This window comes from Amycolatopsis sp. NPDC052450, assembly GCF_044547565.1.
Classification (GTDB): domain Bacteria; phylum Actinomycetota; class Actinomycetes; order Mycobacteriales; family Pseudonocardiaceae; genus Amycolatopsis.
The window spans coordinates 98,726-111,820 of sequence record NZ_JBIUAQ010000005.1; the positions used below are offsets into that span (position 1 = coordinate 98,726).

16 protein-coding genes are annotated in these 13,095 nt (G+C 68.1%); 3 read left to right on the forward strand and 13 right to left on the reverse strand.

Going from position 1 to position 13,095, the window contains the following annotated elements:
- Nucleotides 1-30 precede the first annotated feature (30 nt).
- The 3 genes from ACIHAO_RS11140 to eccB all read right to left on the reverse strand — a co-directional run bounded on the left by ACIHAO_RS11140 (nt 31) and on the right by eccB (nt 3,187).
- Nucleotides 31-1,185, reverse strand: a complete 1,155-nt coding sequence (locus ACIHAO_RS11140) for a WXG100 family type VII secretion target (RefSeq protein WP_396556811.1) — start codon at nt 1,183-1,185, stop codon at nt 31-33.
- 5 nt (nt 1,186-1,190) lie between these two features.
- A complete protein-coding gene (locus tag ACIHAO_RS11145) occupies nt 1,191-1,505 on the reverse strand; it encodes a hypothetical protein (RefSeq protein ID WP_125790065.1) in 315 nt (104 codons plus the stop codon).
- A 68-nt stretch (nt 1,506-1,573) separates the two neighbouring features.
- Nucleotides 1,574-3,187: a type VII secretion protein EccB gene (gene eccB, locus ACIHAO_RS11150; RefSeq protein ID WP_396556813.1), complete on the reverse strand. Its 1,614-nt coding sequence runs from the start codon at nt 3,185-3,187 to the stop codon at nt 1,574-1,576.
- Nucleotides 3,188-3,736: 549 nt separating this feature from the next.
- Between eccB and eccE the strand changes: the two genes are divergently transcribed.
- The 3 genes from eccE (at nt 3,737) to ACIHAO_RS11165 (ending at nt 6,839) form a co-directional block, all read left to right on the forward strand.
- Nucleotides 3,737-4,918: a type VII secretion protein EccE gene (eccE, locus tag ACIHAO_RS11155; RefSeq protein ID WP_396556815.1), complete on the forward strand. Its 1,182-nt coding sequence runs from the start codon at nt 3,737-3,739 to the stop codon at nt 4,916-4,918.
- Nucleotides 4,915-5,637, forward strand: a complete 723-nt coding sequence (locus ACIHAO_RS11160) for a hypothetical protein (protein WP_125788830.1) — start codon at nt 4,915-4,917, stop codon at nt 5,635-5,637. The genes eccE and ACIHAO_RS11160 overlap by 4 nt, the downstream gene beginning before the upstream one ends.
- A gap of 242 nt (nt 5,638-5,879) precedes the next feature.
- Nucleotides 5,880-6,839 carry an endonuclease domain-containing protein gene (locus ACIHAO_RS11165; protein WP_396556817.1) on the forward strand — a complete coding sequence of 320 codons (960 nt, stop codon included), beginning with the start codon at nt 5,880-5,882 and terminating at the stop codon, nt 6,837-6,839.
- Here the strand turns inward: ACIHAO_RS11165 and truA are convergent.
- The 10 genes from truA to map form a co-directional block, all read right to left on the reverse strand.
- Nucleotides 6,809-7,642, reverse strand: coding sequence for a tRNA pseudouridine(38-40) synthase TruA (gene truA, locus ACIHAO_RS11170; protein WP_396557176.1), 834 nt, complete (start codon nt 7,640-7,642; stop codon nt 6,809-6,811). The two genes, ACIHAO_RS11165 and truA, sit on opposite strands and share 31 nt — an antisense overlap.
- Before the next feature lie 73 nt (nt 7,643-7,715).
- The gene (gene rplQ / locus ACIHAO_RS11175) at nt 7,716-8,279 is read right to left on the reverse strand and encodes a 50S ribosomal protein L17 (RefSeq protein WP_020633327.1); all 564 of its coding nucleotides are present in this window, start codon (nt 8,277-8,279) and stop codon (nt 7,716-7,718) included.
- Between the two features lie 75 nt (nt 8,280-8,354).
- On the reverse strand, nt 8,355-9,428 hold the full coding sequence (locus ACIHAO_RS11180) for a DNA-directed RNA polymerase subunit alpha (RefSeq protein WP_005166811.1): 1,074 nt from the start codon (nt 9,426-9,428) through the stop codon (nt 8,355-8,357).
- 127 nt (nt 9,429-9,555) lie between these two features.
- Nucleotides 9,556-10,161 (reverse strand): 30S ribosomal protein S4, encoded by a 606-nt coding sequence (gene rpsD / locus ACIHAO_RS11185; protein WP_037314696.1) that lies wholly within the window; start codon nt 10,159-10,161, stop codon nt 9,556-9,558.
- A gap of 23 nt (nt 10,162-10,184) precedes the next feature.
- The gene (rpsK, locus tag ACIHAO_RS11190) at nt 10,185-10,592 is read right to left on the reverse strand and encodes a 30S ribosomal protein S11 (protein ID WP_020643222.1); all 408 of its coding nucleotides are present in this window, start codon (nt 10,590-10,592) and stop codon (nt 10,185-10,187) included.
- 18 nt (nt 10,593-10,610) lie between these two features.
- The gene (locus tag ACIHAO_RS11195) at nt 10,611-10,796 is read right to left on the reverse strand and encodes a hypothetical protein (protein WP_034304268.1); all 186 of its coding nucleotides are present in this window, start codon (nt 10,794-10,796) and stop codon (nt 10,611-10,613) included.
- On the reverse strand, nt 10,793-11,173 hold the full coding sequence (gene rpsM, locus ACIHAO_RS11200; RefSeq protein WP_005166805.1) for a 30S ribosomal protein S13: 381 nt from the start codon (nt 11,171-11,173) through the stop codon (nt 10,793-10,795). The genes ACIHAO_RS11195 and rpsM overlap by 4 nt, the downstream gene beginning before the upstream one ends.
- A 205-nt stretch (nt 11,174-11,378) precedes the next feature.
- Nucleotides 11,379-11,492: a 50S ribosomal protein L36 gene (gene rpmJ, locus ACIHAO_RS11205; protein WP_004558882.1), complete on the reverse strand. Its 114-nt coding sequence runs from the start codon at nt 11,490-11,492 to the stop codon at nt 11,379-11,381.
- Nucleotides 11,493-11,528: 36 nt separating this feature from the next.
- Nucleotides 11,529-11,750 carry a translation initiation factor IF-1 gene (gene infA, locus ACIHAO_RS11210; protein ID WP_005166804.1) on the reverse strand — a complete coding sequence of 74 codons (222 nt, stop codon included), beginning with the start codon at nt 11,748-11,750 and terminating at the stop codon, nt 11,529-11,531.
- Between the two features lie 542 nt (nt 11,751-12,292).
- Nucleotides 12,293-13,069: a type I methionyl aminopeptidase gene (gene map, locus ACIHAO_RS11215; protein WP_396556822.1), complete on the reverse strand. Its 777-nt coding sequence runs from the start codon at nt 13,067-13,069 to the stop codon at nt 12,293-12,295.
- Nucleotides 13,070-13,095 lie beyond the last annotated feature (26 nt).

Genomic DNA, 13,095 nt, shown 5'->3' on the forward strand with positions numbered 1-13,095 from the left:
GCCCGCTAAAGTCGCTCCGCCGCTGGCGGCCTACTTGGTGGGCTTGGGCTTCGGAGCGGGCTTCGCCGGGGTGTCGTCCTCGCCGATAACAGGCGGGACGACCTGGCCGGGCTTGCCGACCACGTCGGACGGTTTCGAAGCGGGCCGCGTCTTCGACTGGTGGGCCGTCTGGCCTCCCCCGCCCATGCCGCCCATCATGGGCGCCATCCCCATCGGCATCATCGCCGATCCCGCCCCGGCGACACCATGCCCATGGGCCGGAGCGGTCTGAACGGGCGCGACCTCCGGGATCGGCGCCTGACCTTGCTCGATCAGAGGTTCCTGCGACCCGGTCTTCCTGCCGTCGGCCGAGGACGGCGACGTCGACTGTTCGTCGGACGTGGCAGACGTGGCAACGGAGTCCGCCTCAGCGGCGGCCTTCTCCGGCGCTGGCGCACCCGGCGCCTCGGAATCGTCGTGGAGTTTGAACTCGTCCTGCGGGTACCGGTGAGCGATCTCGATACTCCGCGAGCCGGCATCAGGATCGTCGACGCCGTCGCAAAACCGCACGAAGCCCTCGAGGACGTCGCGCGCGGCTTCGTAGAGGGCTTTGGCCGACTCCTGCGCCTCTTCCAGCTGAGTTCGCGCGCGCCGGACGCCACCGACCGGAAGCATCGCGGTCTCGGAGGTCAGCTCCGCGGTGTCCACCAGGATCTCGACGAGGTCGGTCAGGATGCGGCGGATCGACAACACCAGCTCGTCGAGCGAACCCGCCAAGGTGGTGAGGGCGTCTTCGACGTCGGAGCCCGCGGCGTTGATGTCCACGATGTAGGTGACGAAGGCGTCAGCGTCCTTGCCTGCCCACCCGGCGTCGAGGCGCCCGAGGTCCTCGGCCAGTTCTTTCGAAACGGTGCCCGCGGCCTTCGCCGCTTTCCGGAGCCGGTCCGCCTCGTCCTTCAACTCCTCCCAGCGCCCCGCCAGCGGGGTCAGGTAGGCCTCGACCGGATCGATCAGCCCCAGATGGCCGGACAGCTCCGAAACGAAGGCGAGATGCGGTGCCGCGGCCTCGACCAGCTCCTCACCACCCGAGCCGGTCGCGTTTAGGGGGCTAAACGCGCTCTGGGGCGCCACGGGAGCGGTGGCCGGACGAGCGGCGGCCATCGGGTGCGGGAGGGAATCCGTCGGGTTCTCCGATTCGGCGATCATGCGGTTCAGAGCTCCACGGCGCGCTTGATCATCTGCGCGGCCTCGTCGTCGTGCCCGGCATGCCGCGCGGTCACGGTGTGCAGTGCCTCGGACGCCGACCTCAGCGCGGCCGCGCCTTCCACCAGCTGACGTCGGATGGCTTCCGCCGCGCGCCCGTAGGACGCGCCGAGGCCCAGCTCCTCCCCCAACGTTCCGTGGGACTCGACGGTGACACCGTCCCCGGTCACCTCCGCGGCCGCCAGTTCGAGCTCTCCGGCGGCCGCGTCCACCCGCTTCGCATAGTCACCGACGACGACGCCGTCGATCTTCAGGCCGGCCACTGCACCCTCCACTCACCCGATACCGCTTGGGCGTTGAGACGCTCGCGCCGTCCGGCGGGTTCCCGCGATCAGTTACCCGCCGGAGCCTGCTGCGATTGCGTGGCGACCGAACCGGCCCGGTCGTCGATCGGCACGGTGTCGAACGTCCGGAGCACGTCCTGCGTGTTCAGCGAAGCGCCGTTGGGCAGGATCCTGATGATGGACTCCGGCGCGGGCACCCGCTTGTTGAGCCCGATCGAATCCGCCGTCACCGCGTCGGGGACGCCGTAACGGATCCCGCGATCGGAGATCAGCTGGATCGGTCCCTTGTCGAAGGTCTCCTTGCCGGTCGCCGACTGGACGACGGCAGCGAAACCGGGCTCCATGAAGAAACTGTTGATCGGGGCGCCCACCGGGCCGGGGGTGCCGATCTTGACGCCGGGCGCGGATCCGTCGGCGTTCCTGCCCTTCGGCAGCTTGTCGTCGACGAACACCGCCGTGTGCCCGTCCCGGTTGGTGCCCTCGCCCGCGATGGACCAGCCCAGGCACGAGACCCGTGAACCCTGGGTCGCGTTCAGCACCGTCGGCACCGTCTGGGGGTAGGCGTCGAGTTCGACGACCTGGGAGACGCGCGTGAGGTTGCGGATCTTGCCCAGCGGCACGGACATGACCGAAGTGCTGCCGTCGTTCTTCCCGGTCTGCACGATGTCCGCGACGGCCGGGGAAATGGGCTGGATCCCTTCCTTCGTGATGAGGTAGAAGTCCTTCCGCCCTTCGGCCTGCTCGGTGGAGAAGACGTCGCCGACCTTCATGTTTTCGATTTCGAAGTTGGGGGTCTCGCCGTCACCGGGGACGGACGGGAGCTTCAGCTCCGGCACCTCGGGAATCGCGTCGAGCAGCCCCTGGGAGATACCGCGGGGCTGGTCGGACAGCTTCAGCGCGGAACGGACGGCGCTCGCGTCCGGCTTGATCTCGGCCTTGACCGCGTTCGCGTTCCGGAGGTTGGGGTCCGGCCGCTGCCGGTAGATCAGGTACTCCCTGCCGTTGGCGCCCTTGGCGAGCAACGCCTCGTTCTGGCCGAGTTCGCGGTTCCCGAGCTGTTTCACACCCGCGTAGACGGTCGTCTCCGTCTTCGACAGATCCGGTTGGGGCACCGACGGGTCGTACATGACCTCGTCGCACACGCCCCAGTCCGCGGAGACACGCTGGCTTTCCGTCGGCATCAGCTGCGGGCCGTTCGGAATGCCCATGAGCTGACCGCGGGGAATGTTCTTCAGCTGTTCGTCCGAGACGACTGTGGGGTTCTTCACTTCGGATGCCTGCGTCGGCCCGGAAGGCTTGGCCCCCGCCTGCTGCGCCCCTTGTTTCGACTGCGCGATGATCAGCAGCCGCGCGGAGGCGAGGTTGAAGGTCGGAATCAGTTTCTTCGGATTCCCGGCCACGACGTACACCGTTCCGGACTGCTCGCCGATGACGATGTTGCCCGCGTCCGGCACGGACGGCTTCGGGCTCAGCAGGCCCCAGATGACGAAGACCAGGACGCCCAGCGCGGCCAGCACGACACCCACGATGGTGGCCCGCGTGTGCGTGCGCATCGGGTCGTGGAGCATGACGGCGTCGCGACGGACCAGCGCGGATTGCATCCGTCGCAGAACGAACTGGTAGGCCTGAACTTGAGACTTGGTAGTCGGTGTTGATGGCATTCTCGACCTACAGTCCTCCCCGTCGCGGTACGGTTCCGCAGGATAGCCGTACGGGGACCGTCTGGTGTGGGGTTTCTACCAACTCCAGCTAGTGTCAAGTTCCTCGGGACCGGCTTTCCGGGTACGCAGCACGCACGAGGGGAAGAGAAAGCGCGGATGTCCGTCACCACTCCTCCACGTCCGCCCGGCCCTCCGGGGCCGCAACCTCCTGGTCGTCCGCCGGGGCCGCCGCCAAGGCCCGGCAGACCGGGTGGTCCGGGCGGCCCGGCCGGAGGCCCGGGAGGTCCCGGAGTTCCTCGCGGTCCCGGTGGCCCAGGCGGCCCTGGAGGGCCTGGCGGACCGCAGGGTCCTGGCGGCCCCGGTGGTCCGGGAGGGCCCAAGGGTCCCGGCGGACCTGGTGGCCCAGGGGGTCCTGGTGGGCCAGGTGGCCCGGGCGGTCCCCCGTCCGGCGGCCCCGGCCCGCAGTCCGGCCCTCCGCCCGCTCCGGCGGCGCGGATCGCCGCGCCCACGCGGCGCCGGACCGGTGGGATCAACCTCGGCCCGCTCCCGGTGGCGAACCTGGTCGTGCTCGAACTCGGGCTCGCGATCGGCCTCGTCCTGCTCGCGATCAACATGAAGCTCAAGTACGTCGCGATCGGCGTACTCGGGGTCGCGATCGTCATCGCGTTCCTCCGCTGGGGCGGCCGCTGGTTCACCCAATGGGCCGGCCTCACCATGCGGTACATGTTCCGTTCACACGATCGTGTGGCGAATCCGCTTCCGCCGAGCAGCATCGAGTCGCTCGCCGCCGAAGAGGACGCCGTCACCGGCCCTGACGACGCCCGGGTGAACCTGCTCCGCCTCGCCGTTCCCGACCTCGTCGTCGCGCACGGCGTGGACCACGAACGTCAGCAGGTCGGCCTCGCCTGGAACGACGGGACGTGGACCGCCGTCCTGCTCGTCGAACCCGCGCCCGCGCTGATCACCCAGGCGGGTGGCGCGCCGAGCCTGCCGCTGTCCGCGCTCGCGCCGTGCCTCGAAGACCGCGGTGTGGTCCTCGACTCGATCCAGATGATCTGGCACTGCTACCCGGGCAGCGCCGCGCTTCCGTCGGACTCGCCGGCCCTCAGCTCCTACATGGAGGTGCTCGGCCCGCTGCCCGCTGCCGCGCGGCGGACGACCTGGGTCGCCATCCGGCTCGACCCGCGCCGATGCCCGGCCGCCATCCGCGAACGTGGCGGCGGCGTCGTCGGTGCGCATCGCGCGCTGATCGGCGCGCTGTCGCGGGTGCGCAACGCCTTGGAGTCGCAAGGCGTGCCGACCCGGCCGCTCGATCCGGACGAGCTGCTGCGGTCCAGCATTTCGGCCGCGGAGCTGACCGCGGTCGCCGGCTCGCAGGGGAAGGTCGGTCTGCAGGAGCGCTGGACCGGCGTCACCGCGGCGGGCATCGGGCACGCGAGTTACGCGATCACCAGCTGGCCGAAGGGCAAGATCAGCGGCAGCCTGAACGCGCTGACCAGTGTCCGCGCGTTGTCGGCGACGGTGGCGATGTCGATCTCGCCGTCCGCGGACGAAGGCAAGATCGGCCTGCGGGGAATCGTTCGGCTGAGCGCGCGGAACCCCCGTGAACTGGACGCCGCCGACCAGCGGCTGCAGGGCATCTCGGACCGGCTGGGAGTGGCGTTGACGCCGCTGCGCGGCCTGCAGATCTCCGGGTTCTCCGCGACATTGCCGATCGGAGGCACCGCATGAGCACCCGCATGCGCGACGCCGGCCAGAGCGCCGGTGTCGCCCCGGAATTCACCGTCGACCCGGCGATGCTCGACGCGATCAGTCCGTCCGGTGACCGAGGCGGCATCGTCCTCGGCTCCGGGCTCAAGGGTGAGCCGCTGACGATTTCCGCGCTGCGCTCGGCGCCGACCCGGATCGTGCTCGTCGGTGGCCTGTACCTGGCTCGTCAGGTGGCGCTGCGGGCGATGGCGGTGGGGGCGTGGGTCGTCGTGGCGACCGGGCGTCCCGCCGCCTGGCAGGTTCTCCCGCAGGCCGCGGGAAATCAGCCCAACGGCAGGCCTTCGCCGCTGGTGCAGATCCGGCGGCTGTCGCCGGTGGACCTCCCGCGCCCGTCCGAGGACGCGCCGCTGCTGGTCGTGACCGACGGCGGGCCGACCCCGCAGGACCTGTTCCCGCCGCGTTCGCCGTGGCAGACGACGGTCTACGTGCTGCCGTATCTGCATCCGCAGGCCGGGGCGACCGCGAACGCGGCCGACCTCGTGCTGATGCAGCGGCTCCCGCCCGGCCAGGCCGAACTCGCCGCGCGGATCTGGCGGCTCCCGCCCCAGATGATGAAACAGCTCACGACGTTGAAGGACGACCAGGTCGTCGCTCTGGGCCGGAACCTCTGGCGCCCTCTTCGCCTGGTCACCACGGCGAAAGAGCAGCAGATCCTGGGCCCCGTACGCCGCGGCGACTGACCCGACGCGGCGACTTTAGCGGGCTAACCGCGCTCCGCGGGGGCACTGTCCATATCGGACGGTGCCCCCGTTTTGCGTCCGCCGCGCGTCGCGTTTAGGCCGCTAAAGTCGACCTGGGACGCGGGCTTTGGGCGTCAAGAGGGAATCGCGCAGGCTGTGGATAAGCCGGGGGTTGTGGATAGATCGACCCAGAAAGGCAGTGGCGGCCGCGCCTTGTCGGTCTTGCCGATCACCGTATCGGCATGACCAAACCTTTCGATTCATCTCACCTTCCCGAAGTCTTCCGTGGCTCAGACGCACGCAAGGCAGGCCTGATCACGGCCAGCCGCCTGCGTGGCCCGAGCGTCCGGCGTCTGTTCCAGGACGTCTACACGCGCGCTGACGTCGAGGTCACGCACGAACTACGTTGCCGCGGGGCCGCGTTACTGGCACCGCCGGAAGCCGTGCTGACCGGGCGATCGGCCGCGACCGTCCAGGGCGTCCAGCTGGCCAAGCCCCATGATCCGGTCGAGATGGTCGTACCGGAGAAACAACGCTTCGGCCCGATCGTCGGTATCAAGATTCGGCGGACCGAGATAAAACCCGAAGAATCGAGGCCGTGGAACGGAATCCGCATCGCACGGAGAAGTCGGATCGCGCTGGACCTGCTCCTCCGGCTTTCTCCTCGTAAATCCGGGTGGGTACGGCGGCTCCGCATCGGCGTCCCCGATCTGGACCAGTTCATGAGGGCCGAGAAACTGACCGACCTGCACCTCAACGGAGAGTTCTACGGTCGCCGTAATCGAGGCATCCGCTTGGCCAGGCACGCTTTACGCCTGTCCGACCCTCGCGCGGAGTCACCACCGGAATCGGAACTGCGGATCGTGTTGGCCGCCGGCGGCATTACCGCGACACCTCAGCTCGAGGTCTTCTCCCGAACGGGTCATTTCGTCGCTCGTCTCGACCTCGGCGACGAGACGTACCGGGTCGCCATCGAATACGACGGCCGATGGCACAACACGCCAAAGCAACGAGCCCACGACCGCAAACGGCGAAGACGGGCGGAGGCCGAGGGCTGGCGTTTCGTCATCGTCACCGCGGATGACCTGGCGAACGACTTCAAAGGCATCGTCGAGGCCGTGTGGCAGGCCCGCCGCGGCGCGTTTAGCCCGCTAACTGCACCGGCCCCGGATCAGGAGGAGGTACGTATGGCCCGCGTTTGATCCGCGCGGGCGGCGAGTTCGGTGTCCTGCGGGTAGTCGACGGCCATCAGCGTCAGGCCGTGTGCGGGAGCGACAGCGCTGTCACGCGTCCGGCTCTCCAGAACAGCGCCGGGCCAATCGAGCGGGCGACGGCCGTCGCCGACCAAGAGCAGTGCCCCCACGAGGCTACGCACCATCGAATGACAGAACGCGTCAGCGGAGACCGCGACCTCGACCGCGTGCGGTCCGGTGCGCCGCCATTCGAGCCGCTGCAGCTCGCGAATGGTCGTCCCGCCTTCACGCTGCTTACAGAAGGCAGCGAAGTCCTGAAGTCCCAAGAGAGCCGACGACGCCTCGTTCATCGCATCGACCGAGAGCGGGCGGGGCCAGGCCAGAGTGTCGTGACGCCGCAACGGATCCACGCCCCATGGCGCATCCGAAACACGGTAAAGGTAGTGACGCCGCACGGCCGAGAACCGCGCGTCGAACCCAGGCGCCGCGACCCGTGCGTCCAACACCCGCACGTCCCCCGGCAGGTACCGATTCCAGCGGTGACGCATCCGCCCCAGGTCAGGAATGCCCTGCTCGTCCAGTTCCAGGCGGCCGGAGCGCGTTTTGCCCGCTAAAGGCGACACATCGACGTGGACCACCTGGCCGGACGCGTGCACACCGGCATCGGTGCGGCCGGCGACGACGACGGACTTCGGGACCGATGCTCCTGGGGGCTGCTTCGCGAGCGCCTCTTCGAGAATGCCCTGCACCGTGCGCCGCCCGGGCTGCCGCGCCCAGCCGGAGAAATCGGTGCCGTCGTAGGAAACATCCAGACGCAGACGAACGAGCCCGCCCTCCGCAGTGGGAGTGGCGGGCTCGTCCGGGGTGTTCGGTGCCGTCAGGACGTCAGTCCTTCTTGCTGTCCGCGTCCGCGGCGGGGGCCTCAGCGGCCTCGTCGGCGGCGGGAGCCTCGGTGGCCTCCGGAGCCTCGGTGGCGGCCGTGTCGGCAACCTCAGGGGCCTCGGTGGTCTCCTCGGCGGCCGGGGCGGCAGCCTTCGGCTCGTCCTTGGCGAACTTCGTCTTGCGCGCGGCCTCGGCCTCGGCGGTGACGGTCTTCTCGGCAACCAGCTCGATGACGGCCATGGGGGCGTTGTCGCCCTTGCGTGCCATCGTCTTGGTGATCCGGGTGTAGCCACCCGGACGCTCCGCGAAGAACGGACCGATCTCGGCGATCAGCTTGTGCACGACATCCTTGTCGCGCACGATGCGCTGGATCTGACGACGGTTGTGCAGGTCGCCCCGCTTCGCCTTCGTGATCAGCTTCTCGGCCAGCGGGCGCACCCGCCGGGCCTTCGCCTCGGTCGTCGTGATCTTTCCGTGCTCGAACAGCTGGGTGGCCAGGTTGGCCAGGATCAGCCGTTCGTGCGCGGGCGACCCGCCGAGACGGGGTCCCTTTGTGGGGGTGGGCATCGGTTCTCCTCGTTCAGCTCACAGCTGGAGGCCGGGGCTCCCCCACCCCTACCGGTGAGGGAGCCGAAGCTGGCCTTACAGCTGCTCCGTCTCTGCGTAGTCCTGGCCATCGTCGTGGCCGTTGTCCGAAATTCCGTCCGTGATGCTGTCGACGCCCTCGGACCAGCCTTCACCGTCGTAGCTGGCCGCGGCCGCGGTCGGGTCGAACCCGGGCGGGCTGTCCTTCAGCGCGAGGCCGAGACCGACGAGCTTGAGCTTGACCTCGTCGATCGACTTCGCACCGAAGTTGCGGATGTCCAGCAGGTCGGCCTCGCTGCGCGAGACCAGTTCGCCGACGGTGTGGATGCCCTCGCGCTTGAGGCAGTTGTACGACCGGACGGTGAGGTCCAGGTCCTCGATCGGCATCGCGTAGGCGGCGATGGTGTCCGCCTCCTGCGGCGACGGGCCGATCTCGATGCCTTCGGCGTCGACGTTCAGCTCGCGCGCGAGACCGAACAGCTCCACCAGCGTCTTACCGGCCGACGCGACAGCGTCCCGCGGCGTGATCGACGGCTTCGTCTCCACGTCCAGGATCAGCTTGTCGAAGTCGGTGCGCTGCTCGACACGGGTCGCCTCGACCTTGTACGTCACCTTCAGCACCGGGGAGTAGATGGAGTCGACCGGGATCCGGCCGATCTCCGCGCCCGCCTGCTTGTTCTGCAGGGCCGGAACGTAACCGCGGCCGCGCTCGACGACGAGCTCGATCTCGAGCTTGCCCTTGCCGTTCAGCGACGCGATGTGCAGATCCGGGTTGTGCACGGTGACACCGGCCGGGGGCACGATGTCGGCAGCGGTGACCTCACCGGGGCCCTGCTTGCGCAGGTACATGGTGACCGGCTCGTCCTCTTCCGAGGAGACCACGAGCTCCTTGAGGTTCAGGATGATGTCGGTGACGTCTTCCTTCACCCCGGGAACGGTGGTGAACTCGTGCAGCACGCCGTCGATGCGGATGCTCGTCACGGCCGCGCCCGGAATGGACGACAGCAGCGTGCGACGCAGCGAGTTGCCGAGCGTGTAGCCGAAGCCGGGCTCCAGCGGTTCGATGGTGAACCGGGAGCGGGTCTCGTTGACCGTCTCTTCGCCGAGAGCCGGCCGCTGGGAAATCAGCATCTTTCCTAATTCCTTTCCAAACGGCGCCCGCCATATGACACCGAAAGGGATGGCGAAACGGCGGCGCACTCCGGGCGCCGCCGCCCGTGCCCACACCGGGCCGGGGTTTCCCCGGCCCGGTGATGGATCACTTCGAGTAGAGCTCGACGATCAGCTGTTCCTGGACCGGAACGTCGATCTGAGCGCGCTCCGGGAGCTGGTGGACCAGCACACGGAGGTTGGACGGAACAACCTGGAGCCACGCGGGAACGGGACGCTCGCCGAACGACTCCTTGGCAGCGACGAAGGGCAGCATCGCGAACGACTTCGGCCGCACGTCGATGATGTCCCACTTGCTGACCTGGTACGAGGGCACGTTGACCTTGACGCCGTTGACCACGAAGTGACCGTGGCTCACCAGCTGACGCGCCTGACGGCGGGTGCGGGCGATGCCGGCGCGGTAGATCACGTTGTCCAGACGGGACTCGAGGATCTGCAGCAGGTTCTCACCGGTCTTACCCGGACGCCGGACGGCTTCCTTGTAGTACCGGACGAACTGACGCTCGAGAACGCCGTAGGTGTAGCGAGCCTTCTGCTTCTCCTGCGACTGCAGGAGGTACTCGGACTCCTTGATGCGCCCGCGGCCGTGCTGGCCCGGCGGGTAGGGGCGACGCTCGAAAGCCTGGTCGCCGCCGATGAGGTCAACCTTGAGGCGACGCGAAATACGCGTCGCGGGGCCGGTGTAACGAGCCATTTCTTCTTACTCCTCCCCGTTCCTCAGACCCGGCGCCGCTTGGGCGGGCGGCAGCCGTTGTGAGGCTGCGGGGTCACGTCCTGGATGGTGCCGACCTCGAGGCCGGCGGCCTGCAGCGAGCGGATCGCCGTCTCGCGACCCGAACCCGGGCCCTTCACGAAGACGTCGACCTTCTTCATGCCGTGCTCGGCAGCCTTGCGGGCGGCGCTCTCGGCGGCCATCTGCGCGGCGAACGGGGTGGACTTACGCGAGCCCTTGAAGCCCACGTGACCACTCGACGCCCACGCGATCACGGCACCGGTCGGGTCCGTGATCGAGACGATGGTGTTGTTGAAGGTGCTCTTGATGTGCGCGTGACCGTGCGCGACATTCTTCTTTTCCTTACGGCGGACCTTCTTGGCCCCCGCCGCAGTACGAGACTTCGGTGGCATGTTTTGAGGGTTCTCCTGTTAGCGCGCGTTCTCTTGGTGAGCGGCGACCGCTTCGGCCTGGCCGCGCCGGATGATCGAACCGGCGTCGGTGTACAGGTTGCGGAGCGCCATCGGGCGGGCGTAAAGCGCCTTGGGCGAGACACAAGCCGAGCCACGACGGCGGACGCCGCCCATCTGCACGACCTTCTTGCCCTGGACGCTCACTTCTTGCCAGCCTTCTTCTTGCCGGCGACCGTCTTCTTCGGACCCTTACGGGTGCGGGCGTTCGTCTTGGTGCGCTGACCACGGACGGGAAGTCCGCGACGCCAGCGAAGGCCCTCGTAGCACCCGATCTCGATCTTCCGACGGATGTCGGCGTTCACCTCGCGGCGAAGGTCACCCTCGACCTTGAAGTTCTCCTCGATGTAGACCCGCAGCTTGGCGAGGTCGTCATCGCTCAGATCCTTGACGCGAGTGTCCGCGTTGAGCTCGGCAGCCGCGATGAGCTGCTTCGAGCGGGTACGGCCGATGCCGTAGATGTAAGTCAGCGCGATCTCCAACCGCTTTTCGCGGGGGAGGTCTACGCCAGCGAGTCGTGCCATTGGCGTTGATGCTCCTTCATAGAATTCATCTTCAGGTCTGCTCCCCGTCCGGTTCCGGGACCGACTCGCCTGTCGTGCCCTTGGCTTGCGCTTCGGGTGTCCCGGCCTCGGCCTGAAGTCCGAGGGTGAACCGGGCCGTTCGCACGGCCCGGCAGGTGCGGGGAGATTGTGTAGCCGTCAATCCACTCTGTACGAGTGCGAGTGATCAGCCCTGCCGCTGCTTGTGCCGCAGGTTCTCGCAGATCACCATGATCCGGCCGTGACGGCGGATCACCTTGCACTTGTCGCAGATCTTCTTGACGCTCGGCTGGACCTTCACGTCTCCTGCTCTCCTGCTTGTGCTAACTCGTCGTGATCACTTGTAGCGGTAGACGATGCGACCACGAGACAAGTCGTAGGGCGAGAGCTCCACGACAACCCTGTCCTCGGGCAGAATGCGGATGTAGTGCTGCCGCATCTTGCCGCTGATGTGTGCAAGGACCTTGTGGCCGTTCTCCAACTCGACGCGGAACATCGCGTTGGGGAGCGGCTCGACTACGCGGCCTTCGACCTCGATGGCCCCGTCTTTCTTGCCCATGTCCTCCGCATTTCCTGTCGCTACGCTGTGTTATCAGTCAGAGCTTGAGTGCTTGGCTGGGTGGTGCATCGGCACACTCCATCCCGGGTCCAATGTCCGTTCGCGAGAATTCACGAGCGCGCAGGATCCGGGCGCGATGAGTACACCGACTTGACAGTGTACGCAACCCGTGTCGTGAGCCCCAAACGGGGGGTGACTGTGTTAGATGACCCCTGAGTCCGCCTGCTGCGACCTCTACCATCGTACGCCCTCGCCGACCTGCGTTTAGCGGGCTAAACGCGATCCGGCCGGCCTGAGACCTGGCGCGCTCCGCGGGCGAGGTGCACCCGATGGGGGTAGCGGGCTACGGCCCCGGCCGCGCGGCCTGAGGCACTGCGCCGACCTGCGGGCGGACTTGCGTTTCGCGGGCTAACTGCGATCCGGGCGCGTTCGACTTTAGCCCCCTAAACGCGCTCCGGTGATCGCGTTTAGGGGGCTAAACGCAGGTCGGGGCGACTTGCGTTCAGCGGGCTAAACGCGATCCGAGAGCGGGGAGGCCGAGGTCAGGCGTCTTCGGGGGCGGTCAGCACCCACGGGCCGTCGTCGGTGATCGCGACGGTGTGCTCCCAGTGCGCGGCCCGCGAGCCGTCCGCGGTCACGACGGTCCACCCGTCGTCGAGCTCGACGGTCTCACCGCCGCCACCGGTCAGCATGGGCTCGATCGCGAGCGCCATGCCGGTCTTGAGCCGCGGGCCCTTGCCCGGTTTGCCCAGGTTCGGCAGGAACGGGTCCATGTGCATCTGGCGCCCGATGCCGTGACCGCCGTACTCGACGATCATCCCGTACTCGATGCCGTCTTCCTGGCTCGCCTTCTCGGCCGCGGTCTGCACCGCGTGCGAGATGTCCGTGAGCCGTCCGCCGGACGACACCGCGGCGATTCCCGCCCACATCGCAGCCTCGGTGGCGGCCGAAAGCGCCAGATCCGCCTTCGACACCTCACCGATCGCGAGGGTGACCGCGGAGTCGCCATGCCAGCCGTCGAGGATGGCGCCGCAATCCACCGAGATGATGTCGCCGTCGTTCAGGGCCTGCGTCTTCGACGGGATGCCGTGGACGATCTGCTCGTTCACCGAAGCGCAGATCGACGCCGGAAAGCCGTGGTACCCCTTGAACGAGGGCACCGCGCCGGCGTCGCGGATCGTCTGCTCGGCGAGTTCGTCGAGATCGGCCGTGGTCGCCCCCGGCTTGGCGATCTCGCGCACCGCGGTGAGGGTGCGCCAGACGACCAGTCCGGCGGCCCGCATCGCCTGGAGCTCGCCAGGGGTCTTGATTTCGATCATGCGCCCACGACGAAGCCGTTGCAGTA